Raw genomic sequence first — 26921 nt, forward strand, 5'->3', positions numbered from 1 at the left:
TCGCGATACCGTAACCGACAACTTCCGCGTCGTATCCCTAGAAAAATACAAAATCGTCTGAAACGACATCAGGTCAATTCAGGCGCATGAGTATACAGCCGCCGCAGCCTCGGCAGCGGCCGTTCTCGACGGTGTCACCGACGATGTGGCGAGCGTTGCTGCGTCGCGTGGCGAGTCCAATGCCTACTTCGCGTCCCTCGATCTTGAAAAAGGTGATCTGGGCGGTGGCTTCACAGATGACGGGTCAGAAGACGACAAGGTCGGGATCGCGACATCGGCACGGGGCGACCACGGCACTGTCTCTGTGCTGAGCGTGCAGTCCGGCTCGGTCATCAATATGGAGACCTTCCGCAATGACGCACGTTTTGCGGGGATCGACGGCCGGGGACAAACGGTTGTCGTGATCGACACGGGGATGGATCTCGACAATCCGGCTTTCGGGCCGGATGCCAACAATGACGGGATTGCGGACCGGATCATCTTTTCGCGCGACTTCACGTCGGAAGGAGACGGGACGGCCAACGACGTCGAAGGCCATGGCACCCATGTCGCGTCCATCATCGGGTCCTCGTCCAGCAATACGCTCGGCGTTGCGCCCGGTGTGAACTTCGTGGCGCTGCAGGCTCTGGACGCGACGGGGTCGGGCACCGTTGCCGGGATCGAGGATGCGCTGCAATGGGTGGTGCAGAACGCGGAGGCGATGAACATTGTTGCTGTCAACATGTCGCTCGGGGATGGGAGCAACTTCAACTTCTCGACCAGCCATCCCGCCTATGGCGACGAGCTTCGAATTCTGCATGACAACCTGAACGTAACGGTCGTCGCCGCTGCAGGAAACGACTACGACTTTTACCAGACCGAAGGCGCAAGTTCCCTGGCAGTCGATCCGCATGCGATTGCGATCGGTGCGGTGGGCGGCACCGTGGCGACCGGCAGTGAGATTGCCTTCTTCTCGCAGCGCTCGGATGACATTCCGACATTCTTTGCCCCGGGTCAGGCCATCACGGGGGCCGCTCCGGGTGGGGGGACAAGTGCCTCGTCCGGCACCAGTCAGGCGGCGCCTCATGTTGCGGGGATGATCGCTCTTGCGCAGCAACTGGCGCAGCGTGAACTGGGCCGATCGCTCACACCGGACGAGATGGTCAGTCTGCTCCGGCAATCCGGCACCAGCTTCGTGGATGACGAGAATCTTGACGACCGTGTGGTCAATACCGGGAGCACCTATCTGCGGGTTGACGCTTTCAACTTTGGCGAGGCCATGCTGGCTTTGTCGCAAACCGGGGCGCCTGCGCCGACCCCGGGCCCGACACCCACGCCAACGCCCAATCCCACACCAGTGGATGACATTGATGGCTCGATTTCGACCGACGCGGTGATCGCGGTGAACAGCACCCGGACCAGCTCGATCGATTTCGATGGCGATCTGGACTACTTCGCCATCTCCCTGACACCCGGCGAGTATGAATTCTCTCTCCGGGCCTCCTCATCCGGAGCCGGTTCGCTCAGCGATCCGCTCCTGACCGTCGTGTCTTCGACGGGCGCGTTCATCTCCAGCGACGATGACAGCGGAGCGGGCCTCGACTCGCTGTTGAATTTCATTGTCACAAGTCCGGCCACGTTCTTTCTGGGCGCCGGCGCGTTTGGCAGCGCGACGGGAAGCTATGAATTGGGTGTTGCGCAGCTCAGTGGTGAAAGCGGTGATGTCGGCGATACAATCGGAACCGCTGGACGCCTTGCTGTTGGGGAAACCACGACAAGCGAGATCGACTTTGGAGGTGACCGCGACTGGTTCGCCATCAATCTCGTCAATGGAACGCGTTACACGTTCGATCTTGTCGGCAACACTCTCCCCGACCCGTATCTTGCGCTTTACAACGAGAACGGCACGGTTGTCGCCGCGAATGATGATGGTGGCGAAGGGCTGAATGCGAGTCTCGAGTTCGTGGCAAATCGGACGGGCACGTTCTACCTGTCCGCTGAAGGCTTTTCTCCATCCCAGACCGGCACCTATTCCCTCAGCGCGGCTCAAGGGAGCAGCACGGGTGACGACTATGCGGAAGGGCCCAACACGACCGGTGCGATTGACGCTGTCGCGGGAACGATCACCGGTCGTCTGGAAACCGCCGGAGACCGGGACTGGTTCCGCGTCGATCTTGTCGCTGGAAGCACGTACGAGTTCCAATTGCGCGGAGCAGACGGCGCACAGGGGCTGTCCGATCCCTTTCTGTACCTCTTTGATGCAAGCGGGAGCCTTGTAGGGTCGAATGACGATTCATCCCAAGGCCTCGACTCCTTGCTGACGTTCAACGCACAGGCCGGTGGAAGCTATTTCCTTGCCGCGGGCGCTTTTGCCGACAACGGAACGGGCGATTACACCCTCAGTTCCGCGCGCATCGGAGAGGGGCAGAACGACGTTCCGGGAAACCCGTCCAGTACGGCGACACTTGCGGTCGGCCAGACGATTTCCGGGGCGATAGATGGCCCCGGGGATTTCGACTGGTACGGGGTCAACACTGTTGCTGGCCAAGTCTATCAGTTCTCTCTCGTGTCAGCGGGGGGCGACCCGATGTCGGACCCATGGCTTACGCTGTATGACGGTGCTGGCAACTTCATCGACTTCAATGATGACGGCCCGTCCGGGACTGACTCCTATCTGGAATATGTGGCGGTGACAGGTGGGCGCGTCTTCATTTCTGCGGAGCCTTATGACCTCGAAGCAGATGTCGGAACGTACGAACTGAGCCTGACCAGCCCGGAAATCCGCCCATTTGACATTCCGGGCAATCAAAGCACGCAGGCGACGTTGTTCCTCGGACAGGTTGCCGCGGGCGTGATTGATACTCCCGGTGACATCGACTGGTATCGTGTCCAGCTCGAGGCCGGCCGGACATACGAGTTCACGATGAACTCGGCGGGCAGTGATCCGATGGATGACACTTGGCTGTTCCTTTACGACGCGTCCGGTTCCTTGATCGCCTTCGACGACGACAGCGGTGGCGGCCTGAATTCCCTGCTGCAGTATCAGGCTGTTGCCAATGAAACCGTCTATCTCTCGGCTGAAGCCTTTGATCCCAACTTCGACGAAGGCACCTACGAAGTGGGTGTCTCGGTCAGCGGATCCGGGCCTGTCGGTGATCTGCCTGCCAACCCCTCGACCCCGGCGTCGCTGTCGTTTGACCAGTTCGTCGATGGCCTGATTGACGTTCCGGGGGACTCCGACTGGTATGCTGCGAACCTTGCAGGCGGCGAGACGTATTTCTTCATCATGACGGCCACAGGCACAGTCGGCTCGTTGGCTGACCCCTATCTTGTCTTGTATGACAGCTTGGGCAATCAAATAACCGAAGATGACGACGCGTTTGGCAATTTGGACGCGATGATCGAATACACGCCATTCTCGGACCAGCGCGTCTACATTTCTGCCCAAGCCTTCAGCCCGAGTTCGGACAGCGGAAGCTATTCGATCGGCCTCGTGACCGCTCAGACAGTCTTCAGCGAATTCGACGTGATCTAGGCGAGCACCCGGATGTAACGCGTCTTCAATGCACCCGTTCCGGTCAATCCGGGACGGGTCACAGAGTGGGGCCCGGTGCCGGCACAGCGCCCTGAGATCAGCCAAGGGTCACGCCTCATCAAGGACCTGTCGCGCAACGCGGAGCCATTCGAGTGCTTGCGAGAGCTAGGTGAGTTCTTGATGCGCTACATCTTTGGCACCTGTAAGACCTGCCCGTCGGGTGCCTGGCAATTGACCGGAGCGCGCCTTGGCTTTCAGGGTCCGCGTTCCGATACAGAACGTAAAGACCTCGCAAAACGATACCACGACACCGGCACGTTCACCAAATCAGGCGGACCGATCACCGAAGAGCGAGTCTTCGCACCATGTCGTCAAGACGTCGCAGGCGCTGGCGAAGTCGGAAAGTTCCATGTGCTCATCTGGATTATGGCTGCCATGTTCGTTTCGGATGAACACCATCGCGGACGGAATGCCGAGGCTCGCGAAGGTTGCGCAATCATGGCCACCTCCCGAGGGCAGTTCGAGAAATTCGATCGCCCGCGCCTCTGCGGCAGTTGCGAGGCCTCGCCTCAGACTGTGATCCATCGGTGCGGCGGCGGCCTGAGTGTAGGGGCCAAGGTCGATACGGACCCCACGCCGTTCGCCGATGTCGCGGGCTTTTTGCTGCACCCAGCGTTCGAACAGGTTCAGAACGGTGTCGTCCTGACTGCGCACATCCAGCGTGAACGTCAGCAGGCCGGGCACCTTGGTGATGCCATGCAGACCGGGATCGGTCGAAAACTCACCGAGGGTCAGCACCATGTCATCGCCCTTGGCTTCCGCCGCAAGCCAATAGGCCTCCATCGCCTGTGCCAGTTCGGCCCCGGCGAGGACCGCATCCCTGCGGCTGCGGCGGGGCACACCACCGGCATGGGTTGTCTGCCCCTCGATGCGGCAGAAGCGGTGCCGGATATTGCCCCGGATCGCAGTGACGATGCCAACCGGGCGCTGTGCTTCGACAAGGACAGGGCCTTGTTCGATGTGCACTTCGATAAAGGCCCCGATCCGGTGCGCCGCAAGCTGCGGGACGCTGTCGCGGATCACTTGCGGATCGAACCCGGCGTCGGTCATGTGATCGGCAAGACTGCGACCGGTATCGCTGCGCATGACGCGGTCCGGCGCGTCGGGCGGAAGAATGCCGAATGCCGCCCGGCTGCCAAGGTAATGCTCGGGGAACCAGATCATCTCCTCGGCGCGGATGGCCATCAGGGTGACGTCGCACGGAGGCTGCGGGCCGGCCCGCAACCGTTCGAGCAGGACCAGCCCGGCGATGACACCCGCCGCGCCATCATAATTGCCGCCATGCGGGACGGAATCCAGATGCGACCCGGTCATCAGAATGGGCGCATCGCGGTCTTCGCCGGGCAGGGTGACATACAGATTGCCGATGGCGTCCGTTCGGGTCTCAAGCCCAAGTGCCTTGGCCTCGCGCAGGATCATGGCATGGGCGGCGTCTTCCACCGGGCCAAAGCTTGCCCGTGTCACACCCGGGGTACCAGCGCTGATCCGGCCAAGTTCAGCGAAGAGCCGCGCCGCGCGCTCAAGCGCGATGTCTGCGCCACCGTCCGGGCGCTGCCGTGCCTTTGGTTCAGCGCAGGACATCAGGTGCCTCGCGGCTCAGGTGCTGACCAAAGGGTGTGGCCACGGGTACGCCGTCTTTCATCGTCGTAACCCCGCGCAACAGAGTGCGCACGGGCCAGCCTGTGATCTCGAACCCTTCCCACGGGGTGTAATCGCTGCCGTGATGCAGATCGACCTGTCGGATCGGTTTGGTCAACGTAGGATCCCACAGCGCGATGTCTGCATCGGCCCCCACCATGATCGCGCCCTTGCGGGGGTAAAGCCCGTAGAGCCGTGCATGGTTGGTGGCGGTCAGTGCCGCAAACCGGTCGAGCGACAGCCGACCCTTGATCACGCCTTCCGAAAAGAGGATCGGCAGGCGCGTCTCGACACCCGGTATGCCGTTGGGAATGTTGCGGAAACTCTGGCGTGCGCCGGGCGCGTCCTTGCCCGCCGTGTCGACAAAGCGAAACGGGCAATGATCCGACGAAAAGAGATCGAATACTCCGGTTTCGATCCCGCGCCAGATATTGTCCCATTCATCCCGCGTGCGCGGCGGCGGAGAGCAGACATATTTCGCCCCCTCGAACCCGTCGCGGTCCAGATCATCGGCGGTGAGCGTGATATATTGTGGGCAGGTTTCGGCAAAGACGGTCAACCCGCGCTGCCGGGCGCGCATGATTTCCTCGGTCGCCTCGCCGTTCGAGACATGCACGATCGTGAGCGGCACACCCGCGATCTCGGCCAGCGAAATGGCGCGGTGGGTGGCCTCGCGCTCTACCGGGACCGGACGTGTGGTGGCGTGGTGGTAGGGGCCGGTATCGCCGCTGCGTTCGGCCCGTTCGCGCAGGAATTCGATGGCGTCTTCGTTTTCGGCATGGACCATCACCATCGCGCCGTGGGTCTTGGCGACCGACATGACCTCGAGGATTTGCCGATCCGACAGCGCAAGCCCCTGATAGGTCATGAAGACCTTGAAACTGGTATAGCCCGCTTCGATCAGTGCCGGGAGGTCTTGACCCAGAGTGACCGGATCGGTTTCCTTGACGATCAGGTGAAACGCCACATCCGTCAGGCAATTGCCCTCGGCCTTGGCGCGGTAGGCGGCGACGGCCTCGCGCAGGGTCTGGCCGTCTTCGGGCAAGCAGAAGGGCAGGACGGTCGTGTTGCCGCCACAGGCCGCCGCGCGGGTGCCGCTGGTGAAATCGTCGGCCATCACGATGCCCGGTCCCGAGGGTTGAGAGATATGCACATGGCTGTCGATCCCACCGGGCAGGGCGATCAGGCCGGTAGCGTCGATCACCTCGGTCCCGGCAAGGTCATAGCCGAGCGTCGCGATCACGCCCTCCTTGATGTCGATCTCGCAGTCTGTCGTTCCACTGGCCGAGACCACGCGCGCGCCTTTGATCACCAGATCATGGGTCATGGGCACTCTCCTGCGATGATGGTGGCAAGGGCGGTGGGCAGGCCTTTGGAAGGCTTGGCCGCCGGTCGCGCGACACGTCGTCCATATGCCGGGGCAAGGCGGACGAGGTTCATCGCCTGCGCGGTCGCGGCGGCAATGGGATCGATCAGGAGCCCACTGGCGTCGTCCGAGATTTCCCTGGCCAAGCCTGCAAGGGGGGCACCACCCAGGATCACCACATCCGCCCCGTCGGATGCTGTGGCATGGTCGATCAGGTCGATCAGGTCCGACCTCAGATCATTTGCCACGGTGTCCACCGAGGCAGGCGCAACCTGGGGGCACCGGACCCCGGTGAACCGCGCCTCCAGCCCGGTCTGTCGCACGCAATCGGTGTACCACCGCGCCATATGCGGTGAGAACGTCACAATCGAAAACCGGTCGCCCAGCATCGCGGCGGTCAGGATCGCCGCTTCGGCCATGCCCACGATGGGGAGGTTGAACAAGTCCCGCGCCGCCACCAGACCGGGATCGCCAAAGGCCGCAATGATGACGGCGTCAACGCTTTCGTGGTGATCCGCAATCATTTCAAGCACATGCGCCCCGGCGATCTGGGCCTCGGCGCGGGACGAGATGTAGGGAAAGCCCTGCGTGGCGGTCAAAGGAACGATCTCGGCGGCATCCCCCGCAAGGTCGCGTGCCACCTGCGCCATTGACCCGGTCATCGCGTCGGTCATGTTCGGGTTGATCATCAGCAGACGCATCAGGCGATGTCCTTGAGCAATGGTTCCAAAGCCAGCGCCGCGCCGATCAGGGCACCGTCCTCTCCGGCAGGTGCAATGAGCTGGAGTCCAAGCGGCAAACCGTTCCGGTCTGTGCCGCAGGGCAGCGACAATGCCGGCACGCCGGCGTGGTTGACCTGAGGCGTGAACGCGGCATGGTCGCGGGGGCCAGCCGGTTTTCCGGCGATGGTCTCGGGGGCGGATAAGTCGGCGGGCCAGGCGGGGCAGGGTGTGGTTGGGGTCGCGATGATCCCGTAGCGATCAAGCGCCGCGCGCAGAACCATGCGCATTTTGTACGAGGTCTGGTGGGCACGGGCGACATCGACACCGCTAAGCGACAACCCCGTTTCGATCTGTTTGGCAATCATCGGATCAAAGATCTCGGGAGTGTCGCGCCAGACATCGCCATAGGCCTGTGCAAGCCCCGCGAATTGCAGCGGCAGGATGTCATGTCCCATGATCCCGCCCCAGTCGATCTCTGCCGGCCGAACCGTGATGCCCGCTTTGGCGAAAGCCGCGATCACCGTGGCGAAGTTCTGCGCGACATCCGGTTCGACCACCTGACCCGTGCCGAAATCCGGGCTGGCAGCGATGTGGAGCATGGCCGGTGTTTCGGCCCGGACGCCTGCCATCACCTCCATCGCAAGCGCAATATCCCCCATGTCTCGTGCGATGGGGCAGATCACGGAAATGCCCCAGACGGGTTCGGGAAAGCTGGGGCCGTAGGGGATCAGGTCATAGGTCGGCTTCATCCCGCACAGCCCCGTATGCGCCGGGGGACGACGGCTTGACCCGCCCGCATCCGTTCCAAGGGCCAGCGGCACGATCCCCGCTGCCACCGCCGCGACTGACCCGCCGGACGACCCGCCCGGACCAAGTGTCAGGTCGACGGGGTTGCGGGTGATGCCGTGATGGGGGGAATTGGTGGCGCCTTTGCAGGCGAATTCTGAGCACGTGGCGATGCCGAGGATCATCGCTCCGGCGTTGCGCAGACGGCGCACGGAGTCAGCATCCTCGGGCGCGATGTGATCTGCAAACAGCCGCGATCCCTGCGACACGCGCAGACCTTTGACCCAGATATTGTCCTTGATCAGCACAGGCACCCCGGCCAGCGGCGGGTCTTCTCCGGCAGCAAGCCGCTGTGTCACACGCTCTGCCTCGGCTTCGAACTCGGGGTTCATGTGGCAGATGGCATTGATCGCAGGGTTGCGCTCTGCCGCGCGGGCCAGCGTGTCTGCGGCTACGGCTGCCGGAGTGACCTCCCCACGGCGCACAGCAGAGGCCAGATCGCGGGCGGTCAGGTCAAGCGCGCTCATGTCGGTGCTCCGTGCTGTGTCGCCCAATGGTGGGCAATGTCGCGGCGCGGAGCAACCCAGACGCCGGGTTTGTCCGCGATATGCGCCAGAACCGTCTCCAGCCCGCCGATGCGGGCCGGGCGGCCAATGATGCGCAGATGCAGCCCGATCGACATCATCCGCGCGGCCGTTGCGCCCTCGGCATAGAGCCGGTCGAACCCGGCGATCACGTAGTCGGAAAAGTCCCGCGCCTGCACGAACCCGCCACCGGGGGAAAAGCGCATGTCGTTGGTGTCGAACGCATAGGGCAGGACGACATGGCTACCCTCCATATAGGGAATGTCATCGTCATAGGCGTTGCTGTCATAGGTAAAGCCACCGTGTTCGATCAGCAGCGCGCGGGTGTGGGGCGAGGTGGCGGACCGTGTGTGCCAGCCCACCGGAGCGACGCCAGCAATCTCGGTCAGGGTGGCGTGGGTCTTGGCAATCACCGCACGTTCCCTGTCGGCGTCCCAGCCCGCATGAGTTTCCCAGCGCCAGCCGTGGCAGGACACCTCGTGCCCGCGCGCCACCGCGTCCCGGATCAACCAGGGTGTGCGTTCCGCAGCCCGTCCGCAGGTTGAGAACGTGGCCTTGACGCCAAACTGGTCAAACGCGTCGGCGATCCGCTTGTAGCCCTGACGCGGACCATAGCCGAAATGGCTTTCCATACAGGGGTCCGGCGCGCCTTTCACCTCTTCGACGGACTCGTAGCGGGATTCGTTGCGCTCGTCCCCGTCACCGATGGACAGTTCCGCCCCTTCCTCGACATTCACGACAAAGGACACGGCCAGCCTTGCGTCATTCGGCCAGCAAGGCGCGGGTTCCGCGCCGAAATATCCCTTCAGATCGCGCCTCATCCCTCGATCATCCGGTTGAGGCCGACGGTCCGCGCGCCGACCACCAGGGCAATGACGGCCATCAGGATCAGGCCCGAGGACATGGCCGCTAAGGAGGGGTCGGGCTGTTCCTCGAGATATTGCAGCATCTTGATCGGCAGCGTCTTGTTGCGGGCGTCCGTCAGGAAGATCGAGATCGGATAATTGTCCATCGACGCCAGAAAGGCGAAGAGCCCTCCGGTCAGGTAAGCGGGGGCGAGGTTGGGCACCAGCACCTTCAGGATGGCTTTGGGGTAGGACAGCCCGAGTGTGCGTGCCGCATCGACCAGCGAGAAATCGAAGGCCGACATCGACGCGAGCAGCGTGCGCATCACGAAGGGCAGGGTGATCACGATATGGCCCAGCAACAACGACCAATAGGCATCGCGCAGGCCGATCTCGCGGAAGAACTGCAAGAGCGCCACGCCGACCACCAGCCCCGGCATCATCAGCGGGGACACGGTGAAGGTGGCGATGGCCTCTCTTCCCTTGAAGCGCCCCCGTGTGACTGCCACAGCGGCCAGCGTGCCAAGCACCAGCGAAATGGCGGTCGAGACCAGCGCAAGATTGAGCGACAGCGTCACCGCCTCCCACAGGCCCGAGCGCCGTTCCAGCGACTGGTACCAGCGCAGCGACCATTCGGGCGGCGGCAGCGTATAGACCGAGGACGAGGTGAAGGACGCGGCCACGGTTATCACGATGGGCAGCATCAGGAACACCACGCAGCAGAGGCCAATGGTCCAACTGAGCACAAGAAACAGGCGGTCCGTCCCGGTCATTGCCGCGCCCCCAGACGGTTGGCCAGCCAGCTTGACCCCAGCACGACCGAAATCGCGATGATGAGCAGGATCGAGGAAATCGTGGCGCCCAAAGCCTCGTTCCGAAGGAAAAGGAAGGATCGTGCGGTCAGCATCGACAGGGTTTGCTGGCGTTCACCGACGATCAGCGACGGGATCACGTACATCGAAACGGCAAGCGAGAAGACAAAGGCGCATCCCGCCACCACACCCGGCAGGCTGAGCGGCAGGGTTACGTTGAAGAAGCGGAAGACGGGCGTCGCACCAAGCGAGGCCGCGGCTTCGGGCAGGCGGTTGTCCATCTGGCGCAGCACGGCATAGATCGGCAGCACCATGAAGGGCAGGAACACGTTGGCCGCCCCGATGATCAGCGCGGTTTCGGTAAAGAGCATGCGGATCGGCGCGTCGATCAGGCCCAGCGACATCAGCGTGTCATTGAGCACCCCGCGCGTCCGGAAGATGATCGACCACGCAAAGGCCTTGACCACGACACCGACCGACATCGGCAGGACCATGGCGACAAGGAAGATCGACAGCCAGATCCCGTTGGCGCGCGACATGGCGATGGCGGTGGGGTAGGCGATGAGCAGAGCAAGGAGTGTCGTCAGTGCCGCGACGCGCAGTGTCCGCCAGAGTACTGACATGTTGTACTCATCGCTGAAGAACAGGCGGTATTCCTCGAGCGAGAACTGCCCGTCGATCTGGAACGACTTGAGCAGCAGCAGCAGCAGCGGCAGGGCGAAGATCACCGCAAGAAAGGTCAGGCCCGGCAGGGCGAGCAGCCCGATATTTTCCAAGCGGCGCATCAGCGGTGCGCCTCGTAGACGAGTGTGTCCTTGATCGACCAGCCAAAGGTCACGTCCTGCCCGCGGGTCAGAGTCGTCTGGATGCCCGGCACCTCGCAGAGCAGCCGGTCATCGGTGTGGCTCACCCCGTGCAACTGGGTCTTCGCACCCAGAACCATTGCATCCGCGAGTGTGACGCTGATCGTGTTCTCACCAGCGCAGGGCGAAATCAGTTCGGGCCTGACGCCCACGGTCACGTCGCTGCCGACACCCAGCGCACCATTGGCGAGGACAAGCCCATTGGCTGTTTCGATCTGCATCGTCGTGCCATCGGTCTTCTGCACCCGCCCGCGCAGGCGCGTCGAGAGGCCCACGAAATCCATCACGAAGGACGAACGGGGCCGGGCATAAAGCTCGGACGGGGTTGCGAATTGTTCGATCCTGCCCGCGTTCATGACGGCGATGCGGTCGGAGACACCCATCGCCTCTTCCTGATCGTGGGTCACGAAAATCGCGGTCATGCCCCGGTCGCGCAGCAGGGATTTCAGTTCCACCTGCATCGTTTCGCGCAGCTTGCGGTCGAGCGCCGAGAATGGCTCGTCCAGAAGCAGCAGCACGGGATCGACCACCAGCGCCCTTGCGACCGCAACGCGCTGTTGCTGACCACCGGAGAGCGCCGACACGGGCCGGTCGGCAAAGTCGCGCATCCGCACCAGTTGCAGCGCCTCGTTGACCTTTGGCGCAATGTCGCTCTTGGGGACGCTCCGCGCGCGCAGCCCGAAGGCCACGTTTTCCGCGACGGTCAGGTGCGGGAAGAGCGCGTAGCTCTGGAACACGACCGAGATGTTCCGGCGATGCGCCGGCACCCGCGTGATCGCGCGTCCGTCCAGAAGGATGTCGCCCGCATCGGCCGAGGTCAGGCCTGCGATGATGCGCAGCAATGTGGTCTTGCCGCAGCCGGAGGGGCCGAGAAGAGACACAAGTTCTCCTCTCGCCACGCGGAAGTCCATATCGGACATCACGGTCGTCCCCTTGAACGCCTTGCCGACCCCAACAACGTCGAGATAGGCGCGTTTGTCCGGCTCCGTCCCTGCGGAGCTCTGCATGGATCAGAGGGCCATCAGCTTGTCGAAACGTTCGATCCATTCGCGGCGGTTCGCGGCGACAAATGCCCAGTCCGGCGAATAGATCGGTACACCTTCGGGAATGATCGCCCCGGCGGTGACGGTCGTGTTGGCCGGGACGGAGGCCGAGAAATCTGCAAGCGCAGACTGCATGACCGGGCCTAGCATCTCGTTGACATAGGCCTGTGCAAGCTCCGGATTGGGGCCGCCTTTGACAAGGCAAATCCCTGACGGCATTGCAAAAATCCCTTCGGACGGTGCGGCGAGGTCGACCGGCACACCTTCGTTCTTGCGGGGCAGGGCATAAGACGAGAAATTGCCCGCGAGCATGGTGATTTCGCCCTGTTCCAGCAGGTTGAAGGCCTGGCTCATGGTTGAGTAGACCGAGAGCAGGTTCGGTTTCAGTTCTTCCAGCTTGGCGAAGGCCGCTTCGATTTCATACTGCGCTTCCGAGAAGGGTTTGCCCGACCCGAGCATCGCCGCAATGAACAGCGTCCACATGCCTTCGGTGTTCTGCAGCGATGGAATGATCACCTGACCCTTGGCCTCGGGCGACCAGAGCTTGGTCCAGGACGCCACCCCGTCCGGAGCGAATTCGGTGTTGTAGGCCACGCCTGCCCAGGGCTGGACGTAGTTGCACCACATGCCGTCCATATGCACCGCGTCGGGGCGCAGGTCGGTCATGTTCGGCACGGCGTCGGCGGTGATCGGCGTCAGAAGATCCGCCTCGACCGCCTGGATCATCACCGGATCGTCCATCTGGACCACCGACAGGTACGGCGCGTCCTTGTTCGACGCCATCTTTTCGAGGTTCACCGATGACTTTGTTCCCTCGAAAAGGATGTCCGCGCCGATGGTCGATTTCATGTGCGGAATGACGATCTCTTCCATCCACGCGGTGTGCGATCCGGCACAGCCGATCACGATTTCCGAACTCTGCGCCCGCAGGATCGCGGGTGTCGCCAATGTCCCAAGGGCGGCATAGGCAGAGCCCTTGAGAACGGATCGGCGGGACAGGACGCCGTTGGTCAGTCTCTTCATCTTCAAATCCCCCATCAGGATGTTTTTATCTTCCCAAAAAATGGCATGCCATTTTTGAAATGTCTTATTTTTATGGGAAATTCGCACGCTGAGACATGGCTTTGCCTGATGTTTGGGCGATCGCGCGGGGTGGGGGGAATTAATGGGCTGGATGGAATCAGACGCTGGTCTGATCGGCTTCGCGTCCAAGAACGTCGGCCAGGGTTTGCCCCGTATGCAGGAGGTGAGTCTTCCAGATTTCGGCGGCGGCAGAAGGGTCGCGCGACCGGAACGCCTGCATCAAGGTCTCGTGTTCTCCGACCGCCTGTTCCAGCCTTTCACGGTTCATGATCGCCATGAATCGCCCCCGCCGCGCCCGCGCGATCAGACGGCGATGGGTGTCGATCACGATGGGATTACCGCAGCCTGTCACGATGAAATCATGGATCACCGTGTTCGTGTCGAAATAGTCGCTGATCCGGTCCGCGCGGAAATGTTCAAGCATTGCGCCATGCAGATCCTCAAGCTCCTGCAGGCCGGCGGCTGTGATGGTTTCCGCAAGCCGTTCGGCGGCAAGGCTTTCGAGGCTGGAAATCACATCGAACAGATGGACAGCTTCGTCCGGGCCAAAGACCGACACCAAGGCACCGCGATGCAGCGTGATCTCGATCAGCCCATCCGCCTCGAGCAGTTTCAGCGCCTCGCGCACCGGCGTGCGGGAGACCTCCAATTCGGCCGACAGACGCCGTTCGACCAGGCGATCCAGAGGCGCGAGTTCGCCCTTCACGATCCGGTCGCGCAGGATGGCGGCCACGCGTTCCGCTGCAGCCTTGGACGTTTCCGAAGAGGTTGGCATAAGAGCGGTGCAACACTTTGGGTTGAGTCTGTCCGCCGGGTCATGCCGGGATCGGCCGCCAAGGTCAATTGCTGCACATGTCTTTTGGGAAAAGCGATCAGGTCCGAGACGACGACTTGTAGAACGGAGTCCGGTCTGCCGTGTTCTGCAGATAGCCGTCGTAAAACGCCCGGACCATCGGGAACACCGCGTCGCGCAGGTCATGCCGGTGCAGCTCATCTGCATCGCGTGGTTTGGAGAGCGCCTCGGCGATCTGGGCAAGGATGGCATCCCGGTCGACCCGTGTGAAACGGCCGTTCTCGTAGATCACCTCGCCTTCGACGATCACCGTGTCCACATCCTTGGATTTTGCCCGGTGGATCAAAGCAACTATAGGCGCAATGTCCGGATCCTGGTAGGGGTAGGTGGCCTTGTCGTAATCCATCACCACCGCATCCATCCGACGCCCCGGCTCCAACCGTCCGATCTGGGGGCCAAAAGCCGTGGTGCGCGCGCCATGTTCGGTCGCCATCCGCAGAACGTCCCCCGCCGAGGGCACATCCCCCGGGTCGATGCCGGGAATGCGGTGCAGGTTCAGCACCATGCGCAGTTCCTGCAGCATGTCTCGATCATCATTGATCCCGGCTTCGTCGATCCCCATGCCAACGGTCATGCCGCGCTTGATCAGGTCCATCAGCGGCAAGGCACCGGACCGCAACCGCAGGTTTGACGAGCAGTTGTGACAAATGCAGGTGCCGGTTCCGGCGCAGATCTCGATGTCGTTTTCGGTCATCCAGACGCCATGGCCAATGGTCATATGCGGACCCAGCAATCCCAGCTTTTCAAGATGACGCACGGCGGTCGTACCGGTGCGCCGGTAGGCGTATTCCTTTTGGTAGGCTGTTTCGAGCAGGTGAATATGCATCGGCACATTGGCCGCCACGGATTTTTCCTGCAGCGCCAAGAGCCCGTCATCGGTCATCCAATGCAGGTTGGCCGGTGCGAGCTGTACCCGCGCGCGGCGGGAAGTTTTGGCTTCGGTCAAGTGGTCGAACAGTGTCAGGAAATCCTCGAACGGCATGGTCAGCCGTTGCAGATGCGCGGCCATGGCTTTGCCGGTTTCTGAAGGAAGTCGCGCACAGAAGGCGGCATCATCCTCGTAGACAAACCGGTTCTGTTCGCGCACGCCGTAGCAATAGGACACCCGCATCCCGATGTCGTCATAGGCCTCAAGCACGCGACTGGCCGAGCCGATAACTCCCTCCAGACCACCCATGGCCCAGCCCTGAATGTGCTGCACTGTCGTCACACCGGACGAGATCATCTCGAACGCGGAATAGAGCGTGTCGAGATAGGGATCGACCTTGCGGATGGCGAGCCGCGCCGCGAACCACAGCTCAAGCGGCGAGTCCGGCGCACCCAATTGGAGTGGCGTTAACCCGACATGGTGATGCGCGTTGATCAGGCCGGGCATGATCAGGTGGTGCGGGTAGGTCTTTATCGACGCGTCGGGGTAGGCGGCGAGGATGTCCGATTGCGGTCCGATCGCGAGGATCACCCCGTCTTCAAACGCAATGGCGGCATCGTCGAGCGTTTCAATGTCACCATTGTCAGAGGTGCCGGTGACGATCCATCGCGCAGTGACGACCTGAACACTCATGTCCGTGTGTCAACCGTTTGTGAAAGCGAGGCCTGACTGGCGATCCTGTCGCGGATGTGCCGGATGGCCTCGACCGTGCCGTCGATGATCGGAACACCGCAGAGTGGTGCGATCCGGGCGGCCAACCCGGCCAGCGGGCCGCCCCCCATGACGATCGCCTGTGCGCCATCGCGCTCGCAGGCATTGCAGAGGTCGAGCAGCTCTTCGAACAAGGTATCGGCCACATCCGCCGGATCGCCTTGCAGAGCCTCGGGGTGGTACGCGATCCCGATCAGATGGTGGCCGACGCCGTGTTCGATCGCCTTGTCCCGCAGGGGCGGCGCGACCTCTGGAGCGAAGGTCACGATGGCAAACGGTTTTCCGATCTGGCGCACGCTTTCAAAGGCGGCTTCGGCGATCCCGATGACGGGTATATCAGGCCAGAGGGCACGCACTCGATCTGACCCGGTATCGCCAAACGAGGCCAGAATGATGGCGTCGGGGAGGGCGGCTTGGCTGCGGATGGTTTCGACCACACCGTGTGCGGCTTCGGCGCCATCCTCGGGCGTGACGATCAATTCAGGACCGAACGCTGCCGACAGGGTCGTCACGTGATCGCCCGGATGTGCAGCACTGAGCGCAGCCTGCGCGATCCGATCCGTGATGCCCTGCGAGGTGTTCGGATTGATGACCAGAACCCGCATCAGACCAGCACCGACGGCAGCCAGAGCGAAATCGCCGGGAACAGGTTGACGAGGATCAGCGCCACCAGCATCGCCCCGATGAACCAGAGCATCGACGGAATGATTTTGGCGATGGAGATCTTGGCAATCGCGCAGGTGATCAGCACAACCGACGCCACGGGCGGGGTCTGCTGTCCGATGCCCAGATTGATCGTCAGGATCAGCCCGAAATGCACCCGGTCGATACCCAGTTGATCCGCCAGCGGCAGGAAGATCGGCACCAGCATCAGGATTGCGGGTGTGCCGTGAATGATCGTGCCAGCGAGCAGGAAGAAGACGTTGATCGCCAGCAGGACCACCCAGTAATTGTCCGAAATCCCCAGGATCGCCTGTGCGATGTCCTGCGGGATACGTTGGTTGGTCAGGTACCAGCCCAGCAGGGTCGAGGTGGCCACGATGAACATCAGCATTGCCGACCGCTTGCCAGCCACGCGCAGCGTGTCGATCAGTGTGCCCAGCTTGACCGTACGGTAGACCAGTGCGGCCAGTACGATTGACCAGAAAGCGGCGATGGCCCCGGCCTCGGTCGCGGTGAAAATGCCGCCAAGGATGCCGACAAGGATCAGGATCGGCAGGGTCAGCGGGATCGCGGCGTCCTTGCCGGTTTCGGCAACCCGCTTGAGCGAGAACTCCCCCTCGGTCGGGTAGCCGCGCTTGACCGAGATGAAATAGGCTGTGGCCATAAGCAGGGCGCAGACCATGATGCCCGGCAGGATGCCCGCCGCGAACAGCTCGGCGATCGAGGCGTTGGCCACATAGGCGTAAAGGATCAGGTTCAGCGACGGTGGCACGATGATCGCCATCGTGGCCGAGGTCGATGTGACGGCAGCGGCGAAGGCGGCGGGATAGCCGCGCTTGCGCATCTGCGGGATCATGACCGATCCGATGGCGGCGGCGTCCGATGTGGCGGTGCCCGAGATTTCGGAAAAGAAGAGCGATGTCAGGATGTTGACATGCGCCAATCCACCCCGGATGTGCCCCACAAGTGACGACGCGAAGGCGATCAACTTTTCCGCGATCTTGCCCTGGTTCATGATTTCACCGGCAATCATGAACAGCAAAGCCGCCACCAGCAGGTAGTTGTTCGCGCCGCCGAACGGGATCAAGCCGATGATCTGCGGCACCACCGCAGGATCGAGCAGGATCATCGTCGCCGCCGTGACGCCCAGGACAAAGGCGATGGGCAGTCCTGCGATCAGCAGCACGACAAGCAGGATCAGGATCATCCAACCGGGATCAAGGAACATTACGCGTCGCTTTCGGGAAGAAGGTCATCGGGCGAGACGCGCCCGGTTGCGATGCCGACCAGCCGGACGGCGCAGAAGATCAGGATCAGGACACCCCCCACGGCCATGGTGCCCCGAAACAGGATCATCGGCAGGTCGACCGAAATCAGGGTCCGTGATCCGAAACTCAGGGCCGCGATGCCGCCGTACCAAGCCATCAATGCGCCGAACCCGCCCATCAGGATGAGGTTCATGCCGGTGACGATGCGCTTGAGGGTAGGGGACATCACCCGGAGCACGGCGTCGAAGCCCAGATGCTCGTTGGTCCGCGTCAAGTAGGCCGCGCCGATGAAGGTCAGCGCGGCGAGGATGTGTGCGGGCAATTCCTCGCCCCATGACACACTGTCATTGAGAACGAACCGGGCGAAGACCGCCCAGTTCAGCAGGATCAGAAGCAGGCCCGCCATGGCGACCACAAGCGCATCCAGCACGGCTGTCGTCCAGCGGTCGAGGGTGTCGGTGATCTGTGCCAGACGGTCCATCGCGTCTGGCCTCAGTTGATGCCAAGCGCGGCTTTGGTGGCGGCGATCATGTCTTCTCCGATCACGTCCACGAAGGTCGGGCTGGAGTAAAGCGGGGCAGATGCGGCCTGGAAGGCGGCGAAGTCGATCTCGTTGATCTTCATCTTGTCGGCGAGGGCCGCAATGGTTTTGGCGTCGGTGTTCTCGCCCCATTCAAAGGTCCAGGGCGCCACGTCCTGCGCGACGCTCATGACCGTCTCTTTCAAGGCCGGGTCGAGGCTGGCGAGGAACGGCTCACCGAAGACAAGGAAGGTCGGCAGGTACACATGGTTCGACAGGGACATATAGCCCTGCACCTCGTAGAGCTTGGCCGTGTCGACGACGTTTGCCGGGTTCTCCTGCCCGTCGATGGTGCCCTGATCGAGCGCGGAATAGACCTCACCGAAGGACAGCGGCGTGGCGTTTGCGCCCAGCGTGTTGAACATCTCGACGCGCTGCTTGCTGGTGGGGGTGCGGATCTTCAGGCCTTCAAGGTCGGCCGGTACCACGATCGGGCGCACCTTGTTGGTGATCTGGCGGAAGCCGTTGTCCCACATCGCGGCCAGAACCATGCCGGTGCCGTCGAACCCGTCGGCCAGCATCTCGCCTGCCGGGCTTGCGGCAAAGGCCTGAACCGCGGCGCGGTTTTCGAACAGGTAGGGCAGATCGAAGATCGCGGTGCGGGTGTTGATCTGGGATACGGCAGAAGCCGAAAGGGAAGCGTGGTGCGTGCCAAGCGCCAGACCCTGAAGCACGTCCTCTTCCTTGCCCAGCGTGTTCGACATGAAAATCTGAACGTCGATTTCGCCCGGAGCGGCGGCTTCGACGCGGCTTTCGTATTCCTGAAGGAAGACATGGGCAAAGGACCCTTCGGGCAGCGAAGAGTTGATCTGAAGCACGGTCTGTGCGGAAGCGACGGCAGGCAACGCGGTGATCGCGGCGGCAAAGAGCAGATGTTTGGTCATGGTACGAGTCTCCTGTCGAAAAGGGGTCGTCGGCTATTGATGGCTGTGAAAAGATATTTTCTTAAAGGCTATTTCATGGGCAATGATTTTCATGGGGCGACATGGGGTGTTTTTGTGCAATGCACAATGAACAGGCAGTTCTACCAACGCTTCGCGGCAATTCCTCGCGCAAGCTGTACGAAATCACATGAGATCTGGTCAGAGTTCGCCGATTTGCTCGTGCAACTCTTCGATTCCTTCCATCCGCTTTCGCCCGTCCGAACCGGATGTTTCAACCGTGCGGGTCGCGATCAGGTTACACACGGCAATCACACCCGTGTGGTTCAGAAGCGGACCGGTCGACGCAGTGGAACAGGCAAAGCTCCACCGCACGGGCATGGCGAGCAATTCGGCGACATCGCCGATCACCGCGACCTGCATCTTCGCGGAGAGCGCGGCCTCGACCACGGTCTGTGCGGCCTTCGAGGCACGGCGCAGACCCATCAGAATGAGAACATCCTTCTCAGAAAAACTCACGGCGGTTTCGGCAAGGGTTTCGCCCGACCTCGGGATCAGTCCAACAGTCGGCAGGACCTGACCGATCTGCCACGCGAGATAGCTCGCCATCGGGTATCCTGCACGATATCCGGCAAGCCACACTCTGGGTGCAGCATGCAGGGCGTCGACGATTTCGTTCACCGCGCCGATGTCCAGCTCTTCATAGGTCTTTTCAAGGTTCCGCCGCGACTGCTCGAGATGCGTTCCAATGGCATGTTTGGCGTCGGTATCCGACGCGCCCAAACGCAAGAGCGCCGCGCCGGTTTGGCCTGCGTCACGAACGGCGCGCCGTGCTTCTTCATACGAGGCATATCCGATCTTGCGGACAAAGCGGGAGACTGTCGCGTTCGACACACCTGCCAGATCGGCGACCTCGGACGCTGTGTAACCCGCCATATCGCCCGGAAAATTCAAGACGGTCTCGGCGAGGCGGCGTTCACTGGGGTGCAGATCCCGCATGCTGGCCCGGACACGTGAGATGAAGGATCGCGAGGACGTCTTTTTCATGCAGGCAAGATGCTGTGCGGCGACAGGGCGGTAAAGGAAAATCATGCCTTGGCAGGCCCGTTTTTCGGTCGCGCAAACCAAGGTATCTGCGGGTTTGGGGGATATCGCGCAAAACCCGTCCGCGTCGGAGTTGCGGCATTTGCTGCGCGGAGGTCAAATCGATGGACGAGAGGGGGGCCGTCATGTCCTCAGGTTACGACATCGCTTTTCTTGGAACGTCGCGGTCCGGACTGGGCCACGTGCGACGGATCGCCAACATCGCACAGGAGATTGCCCGCCGCAACGCGCATGTGCGCATGGTCCTGATCACAAATGCCGAACCGGCTGGTCTGGGCCGGGACGATCTTGCCCCGTTCCGCCGGATCGTGACATGTCCAACCTCTGACATGGCTGGGTGTCTTGCAACGACACAGGTGTCGTTGGCGGTCGTCGACACGATGGCGCTGCCGGGGATCGGCGCTTTTCGGGGCCAGACAGCCCTGATCCTGCGAGAGACTCCGCGCGAGCGACTCGAGCGCTTTCGCCGGGACGATGGCAGGCTCTGGGACCTTGTGCTGGTGCCCAATTCCGAAGAGCACTGGATGCCGGACATTCCGCCGGATTTTGCACGGCACACCGAACCCGTAGGGTGGATCCGGCGCGCTTCGGGGTGCCGCGATGAGGGCGAGGCCAGCGCCGGGGTCGTACTGGCCACGGGCGGTGGCGGGAACGATCAGACGCGGGCCATGCTCTATCCGTTGCTGGCAGAGCTTGTCTCCAACGCCCGGGCGCGATGCAGGACACGCTTTCAACTGCGGCAGGCTTTGGGGCCGCGCGCCCAGGGCGCGGCAGTGCCCGGGGTCGATCAGGTGTTCGATCCCGGACCGGATCTGAACCGGGTGTTCCGCGCAGCGGATGTCGTGATTTCCACGGCAGGTTACAATTCCGTGCTCGAACTGGCGGGAACGGACACACCGGCGCTTCTGGTTGCGATCCCGCGCAGCCTTGATGATCAGACGGCGCGGGTCGCGCTTTGGGGCCCCCGCCTCGGTTTTGGGATGATGCCCGGACGTGTGGACGAGGCCGCGCGCTGGCTCGCGGATCAGATCGATGCTCCGCGCCGGCGGGCCCCTTTGGACCTTGGGCCGGATGGTGCGGCGCGGGCGGCAGAGTTTCTAATGGCGATGTCGTGCCCGGTTTCCTGAAACGCTACACCGACGCGCACCGCGCCCACGAGGCCTTGCGACGGACGCGGGCCCTGCGGCGGCAGGCAGTGCCGACACCGGCGGCAAGACCGGGGCCGGACGCTGATACGCTTGTTTTCGACCGGGTGGACGGGCTGACCGGGCGTGGTCTGATCGGCGGCACCATGGCCCCCTTGCTGGATGCCGTCGCGACGCAGCAAGACGCGGTGGTGCCGGAGCTGCCCACTTATGACCCCTTCTTGCACATCAGGCCACGCTTGGGGCTGACAGAGGACCCGCTTCTGCGGGGCGTCGCCGAAGGTTCGGCTCCGACAGGTGGCGCTTTGCTGCACGGAGACCTGCATGTCGGACAATTCATCCATGCCGCCACCGGGGTGGTCTGGATTGTCGATCTTGATGATCTCGCCATTGGTCCCCCCGAAGCGGACCTTGCCAATTTCGCCGCCCATCTGGCCACGACCGAGCCCAGCCTCGGTATTGCGGGGTGGGCGAAACAGATATGCGGTCTTTGGACGTCGCTTGGCCGGACGCTCGAGCCATCGGTCTTTGAGCGTTTTCATCACCTCGCGCTGCTGCGTCGACATCTGAAGCTGCGCGCGGCCGGTCGTCCGGATTATCAGGCCGAGATCTGCGCTTATTTGCGCGAGAGTTCCAGCTTCTCCATCCGATAGCGCAAGGTGTCGCGGGTGATGCCCAACAATTCCGCAGACCGCGAGACATTGCCGCCGGTCCGGGCAAGGGCCTGCGAGATGGCCCCTTTTTCAAGTTCAAGCAGGGTGGGAATATCCCGTGTCTCGGTTGCGGATATGGCGCGGATGTCGGGTGCGTCGATGCGGCCGTCGCTTTGAACGAGCATTGCCCGCTCGATGCAGTTGCGCAGTTCCGCCACATGGCCCGGCCAGTCATGTTCAAGAAGCTTGGCGCGGGCGGCGGCTGTAAAGCGGGGCCGCGCCTCTCCGATGTCCCGGGCCTTCAATCGGGCGAAATATTCGGCGATGGGCAGGACATCCGCAGCCCGGTCCGACAGCGGCGGTATGTCGATCCAACCGACCTGAATGCGGTAGAGCAGATCAGGCAGGAAACCGCGTCCCGGCAAAAGATGTTCGGTGGACGTGGCGATGATTGCCGGACTCGCCTCGTCCGCTTGCAGGAGGTGCAGCAGGTGGGTTTGCGCGTCCTCGTCAAGGTTCGAGATATTGCGCAAGAGCAGCGATCCACCCTTGGCTTTCCGGAAAGCAGGCTCGATTTCTGTAAGACCGGCACTGCTGCACTCGAACGTGACCAAGGTGGTATTCGGAGCCGCAGACTCATGCAGCGCTTCTGCGGCGAGGGATTTGCCGCTGCCCGCTGGCCCCATGATCAGGACGCCGGGGCGAGGGCTCTGGGGGCGCGCCAACTTGCGGATTGTTGTCCGAAGCGTGTTAGCCGCAGAGGACCGCCCGATGATGCGATCCACACCTGTGCGGTCCAAACCGCCTTGCATCTCGTCCAGCATCAATTCGCTGGCAATAGCCGCGATCGACGCCATGGGCGTTGGCTTGACGAGGAAATCCCGGGCGCCCGCCTTCATGGTACGCACCGCCACATCAATATCGCCATGCCCGGTCATCATCACGACCTTGGTGTTCGTGTGGAGTTGGCCAATCCACCGGAGCAGATCGATCCCGTCATCTTCGTTGAGCTTGTAATCCAGGATCGCGAGTCGCGGCGCGGCCTGATCGAACTGTGCCTTGGCCGAGGCTGCATCCACGGCGAACCTTGCCGAGAAACCGCGTCGTTCCAGGAAACTCACGATCGAGCGTGCCAGGACAATCTCGTCTTCGATAACCAGGATATCACTCATGTGTCATGCCTTCGCTGGGAGGGTCAGGGTAACGGCGACACCGCGATCGGCGCGGTTCTGAAGGTCGAGTGTTCCGCCGAGACGTTCGGCGATCCGGCGGCCAAGCGCGAGGCCGACACCCAGACCCGAGGATTTGCTGGTCTGGAACGGTACGAAAAGACGTTCGATCTGGTCGGGTGTCAGGCCCGGCCCGGTGTCCTCGACCTCGATCGCGATGCGCCCGCCGGGGGCCGGATGCCAGCCGATGCGCAACGTGCCGCCGGTCTTCATGGCTTCGATGGCGTTGGACAGGATGGTGTTGAGGACCTGTTCCACCTCCGAGGACGCCGCTGCAGCGACAGGGCTGCCCACGCTCTGCAGGACCTCGACGTTGATCCCGCGTTTGGCAAGCTGCGTGGAAAATCCGCTGATACAGGTCTGCACGATCATGTCCACATGGGCCGTGTCCGTGGCCATGCTCGGTTCGGCCCGCGACCGCGTGAGGAAGGACCGGATCCAGGCTTCCAGCCGGTCCACCTGGTCGGTGATCTCGAGCACGGTGTCGCGACTGTCTTGGGGAATGTCATCGTCGGCGACAAGCTCGGCACAGGAGCGGATCGCGGCGAGCGGATTGCGCAGACCATGCGCCACAGCCGAGGCCATTTCGCCAACGACGGCCAGACGCTCTGTCTCGACAAGGCGCTGTTCCTGACGTTTGAGGATGCGCGCCGCGTAGTAGACCACGCTCAGAAGTGCCGCGAACAACACTGCGCCGGACAGCAGGGCCCCGAGCCATGCCAGCGTGACCACTCCGTGGATGGTCGCAAGCAGGCTTTGCGGCGCCTTGTAGACTTCGACCGCACCGATGATGTCCCTGCCGCCTTCCGCCCAGATGGGGATGTAGAATTCGATGAACTCTTCGACATTCTCGGGAAGGCCGACATGCTCTTCCTTTTCGTCGCGGTCGACGACGACGATCTCGGGGTGCAGTTCGCCGCGCAGCGCCTCGGCGAGCTCGTCGTTGTCCTCGAAGGTCTGGCCGATCAGTTCCCGGTCGCTTGACCACAGGATCTCACCGCCGGCCGCGTAAACATTTGCCCGGAACACGTCGGGCAACCGCGAGACGTGAATGAAGAACTCCTGCGTTTCCGGATCCTCGGTCAGGTCCGAAGCCCGCATCATGGTGAAGGAGCGGGGATCCTCTTCCTCGACACGGACGATGGAATTGAGAAACTCCATCGAGACCACGGCGTCGCGCATCATCATGTTGGTTGTCATGTAATTCGCCAGATACTGGCTCAGCATCACAGTCGTCGTGAAGATGGCGACGAAACTCGTGACCACGAAGATGGCGAGAACCTTCACGTAATGTGGCGAGTCACGCAAGGACAGCAGCGTGTGCACGTTTCGAACTCCCATCGAGTCACCTATCTGTTTTCAAGCTTTCCCGTTGTGCCACGTTTCGCACAATCAACTGAGGGTTACGGCGGTGTTTTTGGGGGATATCCCCCAAAAGTTTATGGGGTTTGCCCCACTCTTGCGGGCGGTGCCGCTCTGCGCCCGGGCATCGGTTTGACAAGATGGCCTCGTACAGAATTGCGAGGTGGAGACATGTTCAGACAAACCCGGGTCAGAAAGGCCGTCTTTCCGGTGGCAGGAATGGGGACACGGTTCCTTCCGGCGACCAAGTCCATCCCCAAGGAATTGCTGCCGCTGGTGGATCGCCCCCTCATTCAATACGCAATCGACGAAGCCCGGGCAGCCGGGATCGAGGAATTCATCTTCGTGACCGCGCGGGGCAAGACCGCGCTCGAGGATTACCTCGACCATGCGCCCCATCTGGCCGAAAGCCTACGGCGCGGGAACAAGACATCGCTCTTGGAAGAGTTGGAAAGCACGCGGATGCCATCCGGGTCCGTCGCATACGCACGTCAGGACGAGCCGCGCGGGCTGGGTCATGCCGTCTGGTGCGCACGCCATCTTGTCAAAGATGAACCTTTTGCCGTCATCCTTCCGGATGACGTGATCGCCGGGGCAACACCCTGCCTGCGCCAGATGGTCGATGCCTACCGCACATGCGGGGGAAACCTTGTCGCGGCCATGCATGTCCCGCCAGAAGCGGTAGGGTCCTATGGCATTCTCTCAAGCTCTGCGCCCGACGCTGCGCTTTGCGCGGTGGATGGCATGGTCGAGAAGCCATCGCCGGAGACCGCCCCCTCCACTCTCGCGGTGGTCGGTCGCTATATCCTCGACCCTTCGGTTTTGACGCATCTGTCCCGCGCTCAGGTCGGCGCTGGCGGCGAGATCCAGTTGACGGATGCGATTGCAGCCGAAATCGGGCGGACCGGTGTTCACGGCTTTCGCTTTGAAGGGGAGCGCTACGATTGCGGATCAAAGGCCGGCTTCCTTCGCGCGACAGTAGCCTTTGCACTCGCGCGCCCCGATCTGCGCGATGATTTCCGACAGTGTCTTGCCGGGGCCACCCAAGTCGGGGTTGCGGCGGAATAACGACCGGTTGGGGGATTTGCCCCATTTCGCATGTGGGATCTGCCCCAGTTTGCGCGCCAGTCGGCCTCCCGATGCTGCCCGAAACACGTCACGCTCAGACCCAATGAAGAGAGGCCACAACAATGCACGTCCTGCTCATCGAAGATGAAGACCTTCTGGCGCGAAACATCATGCGGAGCCTTGAGCGCATCGGCATTGATGTCCGGCGCACCGGCTCCGCGATGGCGGCAAGGCAGGCTCTGGCGGCCGGGGGCTATGATCTGGTGATTGCGGATATCTCGCTTGGTGACGGCGACGGGCTTGATGTTCTGGGCGAAGCCGCTCCGACGCTCGGGCCCACTCCGGTGATCGTCATGACGGGTCAGGACAGCGTGCAGAATCGCGCCCGGGCCGAAGGGCTTTCGGTCGCGGCGTTTCTCTCAAAGCCATTTGCGCTTGCTCGATTGGTCGAATTGGTCACTGGGCTGATCCGTCCGGATGGACCATCTGCACACCGCGTGGCGCCGTTGAACCGGGGGCCATCCGTCGTGATGTATTCCCATGACACCATTGGCCTGGGGCACATGCGTCGCAATTCGGCCATCGCGAAAGAACTGGTGGCTCAGGTGCCGGGAATTTCCGTGCTGATGCTGGTGGGGTGTCCGGCAGGCATGGTCTTCGAACCCCATGCGGGCATCGATTATGTCAAGCTGCCGTCCCTGTCCAAGCTGGGGCGCGGGGTCTACCAGCCGGGATCGCTCCGGATCGATGCCCGCACGACCCGAGACATGCGCATGCGGATCATCGAGGGCGTGATTGCGTCGATCCAGCCGGACCTCTTTCTTGTCGACCACGAGCCGGCGGGCGCGATGGATGAATTGCTGCCGGTCCTGAAGATGCTGAAAGGCTCGGTCGGTGCCACGACGGTACTGGGGCTGCGCGACATCCTTGATGAACCGGCCCGAACCCGGGCGCTCTGGAGCGATCAGGGCACCGATGCGCTGATCGCAAGCGAGTATGACCATGTCCTTGTCTACGGTGACGACGCGTTTTTTCCGAGCATCGACGCTTATGGGCTTGCGGTGCTATACTCATGCGCCTGAATTGACCTGATGTCGTTTCAGACGATTTTGTATTTTTCTAGGGATACGACGCGGAAGTTGTCGGTTACGGTATCGCGA

General features: G+C 62.4%; 23 protein-coding genes. 5 read left to right on the forward strand and 18 right to left on the reverse strand.

Annotated elements, in window-relative coordinates:
- The first annotated feature begins 145 nt into the window (after positions 1-145).
- The gene (locus tag MRY75_RS18725; protein WP_292309529.1) at positions 146-3514 is read left to right on the forward strand and encodes a S8 family serine peptidase; all 3369 of its coding nucleotides are present in this window, start codon (positions 146-148) and stop codon (positions 3512-3514) included.
- A 327-nt stretch (positions 3515-3841) separates the two neighbouring features.
- On the opposite strand, the gene MRY75_RS18730 is transcribed toward MRY75_RS18725, so the two are convergent.
- The 16 genes from MRY75_RS18730 to MRY75_RS18805 form a co-directional block, all read right to left on the reverse strand.
- The gene (locus MRY75_RS18730; protein WP_292309530.1) at positions 3842-5155 is read right to left on the reverse strand and encodes a hydantoinase/carbamoylase family amidase; all 1314 of its coding nucleotides are present in this window, start codon (positions 5153-5155) and stop codon (positions 3842-3844) included.
- Positions 5142-6539 (reverse strand): dihydropyrimidinase, encoded by a 1398-nt coding sequence (hydA, locus tag MRY75_RS18735; RefSeq protein WP_292309531.1) that lies wholly within the window; start codon positions 6537-6539, stop codon positions 5142-5144. The genes MRY75_RS18730 and hydA overlap by 14 nt, the downstream gene beginning before the upstream one ends.
- Complete coding sequence (locus tag MRY75_RS18740; RefSeq protein WP_292309532.1) at positions 6536-7279, reverse strand: aspartate/glutamate racemase family protein; 744 nt, start codon at positions 7277-7279, stop codon at positions 6536-6538. Before MRY75_RS18740 ends, hydA begins: the two co-directional genes overlap by 4 nt.
- On the reverse strand, positions 7279-8613 hold the full coding sequence (locus tag MRY75_RS18745; protein ID WP_292309533.1) for an amidase: 1335 nt from the start codon (positions 8611-8613) through the stop codon (positions 7279-7281). Before MRY75_RS18745 ends, MRY75_RS18740 begins: the two co-directional genes overlap by 1 nt.
- Positions 8610-9491, reverse strand: coding sequence for a polysaccharide deacetylase family protein (locus tag MRY75_RS18750; protein WP_292309534.1), 882 nt, complete (start codon positions 9489-9491; stop codon positions 8610-8612). The genes MRY75_RS18745 and MRY75_RS18750 overlap by 4 nt, the downstream gene beginning before the upstream one ends.
- Positions 9488-10288, reverse strand: coding sequence for an ABC transporter permease (locus MRY75_RS18755; RefSeq protein ID WP_292309535.1), 801 nt, complete (start codon positions 10286-10288; stop codon positions 9488-9490). Before MRY75_RS18755 ends, MRY75_RS18750 begins: the two co-directional genes overlap by 4 nt.
- Positions 10285-11112 carry an ABC transporter permease gene (locus MRY75_RS18760; protein WP_292309536.1) on the reverse strand — a complete coding sequence of 276 codons (828 nt, stop codon included), beginning with the start codon at positions 11110-11112 and terminating at the stop codon, positions 10285-10287. The genes MRY75_RS18755 and MRY75_RS18760 overlap by 4 nt, the downstream gene beginning before the upstream one ends.
- On the reverse strand, positions 11112-12197 hold the full coding sequence (locus MRY75_RS18765) for an ABC transporter ATP-binding protein (RefSeq protein WP_292309537.1): 1086 nt from the start codon (positions 12195-12197) through the stop codon (positions 11112-11114). Before MRY75_RS18765 ends, MRY75_RS18760 begins: the two co-directional genes overlap by 1 nt.
- Positions 12198-12200: 3 nt before the next feature.
- Positions 12201-13256, reverse strand: a complete 1056-nt coding sequence (locus MRY75_RS18770) for an extracellular solute-binding protein (RefSeq protein ID WP_292309538.1) — start codon at positions 13254-13256, stop codon at positions 12201-12203.
- A gap of 157 nt (positions 13257-13413) precedes the next feature.
- Positions 13414-14091, reverse strand: coding sequence for a GntR family transcriptional regulator (locus tag MRY75_RS18775; RefSeq protein ID WP_292309539.1), 678 nt, complete (start codon positions 14089-14091; stop codon positions 13414-13416).
- A gap of 97 nt (positions 14092-14188) precedes the next feature.
- Positions 14189-15730: an amidohydrolase family protein gene (locus MRY75_RS18780; protein ID WP_292309540.1), complete on the reverse strand. Its 1542-nt coding sequence runs from the start codon at positions 15728-15730 to the stop codon at positions 14189-14191.
- The gene (locus MRY75_RS18785) at positions 15727-16413 is read right to left on the reverse strand and encodes an aspartate/glutamate racemase family protein (RefSeq protein WP_292309541.1); all 687 of its coding nucleotides are present in this window, start codon (positions 16411-16413) and stop codon (positions 15727-15729) included. Before MRY75_RS18785 ends, MRY75_RS18780 begins: the two co-directional genes overlap by 4 nt.
- Positions 16413-17699 (reverse strand): TRAP transporter large permease, encoded by a 1287-nt coding sequence (locus MRY75_RS18790; protein WP_292309542.1) that lies wholly within the window; start codon positions 17697-17699, stop codon positions 16413-16415. Before MRY75_RS18790 ends, MRY75_RS18785 begins: the two co-directional genes overlap by 1 nt.
- On the reverse strand, positions 17699-18220 hold the full coding sequence (locus tag MRY75_RS18795; RefSeq protein ID WP_292309543.1) for a TRAP transporter small permease: 522 nt from the start codon (positions 18218-18220) through the stop codon (positions 17699-17701). The genes MRY75_RS18790 and MRY75_RS18795 overlap by 1 nt, the downstream gene beginning before the upstream one ends.
- 11 nt (positions 18221-18231) lie before the next feature.
- The gene (locus MRY75_RS18800) at positions 18232-19203 is read right to left on the reverse strand and encodes a TRAP transporter substrate-binding protein (protein ID WP_292309544.1); all 972 of its coding nucleotides are present in this window, start codon (positions 19201-19203) and stop codon (positions 18232-18234) included.
- Positions 19204-19401: 198 nt separating this feature from the next.
- The gene (locus MRY75_RS18805; protein ID WP_292309545.1) at positions 19402-20247 is read right to left on the reverse strand and encodes a MurR/RpiR family transcriptional regulator; all 846 of its coding nucleotides are present in this window, start codon (positions 20245-20247) and stop codon (positions 19402-19404) included.
- A 182-nt stretch (positions 20248-20429) separates the two neighbouring features.
- Here MRY75_RS18805 and MRY75_RS18810 point away from each other — a divergent pair, with 182 nt between their 5' ends.
- Both MRY75_RS18810 and MRY75_RS18815 read left to right on the forward strand, forming a co-directional pair.
- A complete protein-coding gene (locus MRY75_RS18810) occupies positions 20430-21431 on the forward strand; it encodes a glycosyltransferase (RefSeq protein WP_292309546.1) in 1002 nt (333 codons plus the stop codon).
- Positions 21416-22102: a phosphotransferase gene (locus tag MRY75_RS18815; RefSeq protein WP_292309547.1), complete on the forward strand. Its 687-nt coding sequence runs from the start codon at positions 21416-21418 to the stop codon at positions 22100-22102. The genes MRY75_RS18810 and MRY75_RS18815 overlap by 16 nt, the downstream gene beginning before the upstream one ends.
- On the opposite strand, the gene MRY75_RS18820 is transcribed toward MRY75_RS18815, so the two are convergent.
- Both MRY75_RS18820 and MRY75_RS18825 read right to left on the reverse strand, forming a co-directional pair.
- Positions 22066-23274 (reverse strand): response regulator, encoded by a 1209-nt coding sequence (locus MRY75_RS18820; protein WP_292309548.1) that lies wholly within the window; start codon positions 23272-23274, stop codon positions 22066-22068. The two genes, MRY75_RS18815 and MRY75_RS18820, sit on opposite strands and share 37 nt — an antisense overlap.
- Positions 23275-23277: 3 nt before the next feature.
- The gene (locus MRY75_RS18825; RefSeq protein ID WP_292309549.1) at positions 23278-24672 is read right to left on the reverse strand and encodes an ATP-binding protein; all 1395 of its coding nucleotides are present in this window, start codon (positions 24670-24672) and stop codon (positions 23278-23280) included.
- A gap of 240 nt (positions 24673-24912) precedes the next feature.
- On the opposite strand from MRY75_RS18825, the gene MRY75_RS18830 reads away from it, so the two are divergent.
- Positions 24913-25761 carry a UTP--glucose-1-phosphate uridylyltransferase gene (locus MRY75_RS18830; protein WP_292309550.1) on the forward strand — a complete coding sequence of 283 codons (849 nt, stop codon included), beginning with the start codon at positions 24913-24915 and terminating at the stop codon, positions 25759-25761.
- Positions 25762-25883: 122 nt separating this feature from the next.
- A complete protein-coding gene (locus MRY75_RS18835) occupies positions 25884-26843 on the forward strand; it encodes a response regulator (protein WP_292309551.1) in 960 nt (319 codons plus the stop codon).
- Positions 26844-26921: the final 78 nt, after the last annotated feature.

It is taken from the genome of Marivita sp. (assembly GCF_022763305.1).
GTDB lineage: Bacteria > Pseudomonadota > Alphaproteobacteria > Rhodobacterales > Rhodobacteraceae > Marivita.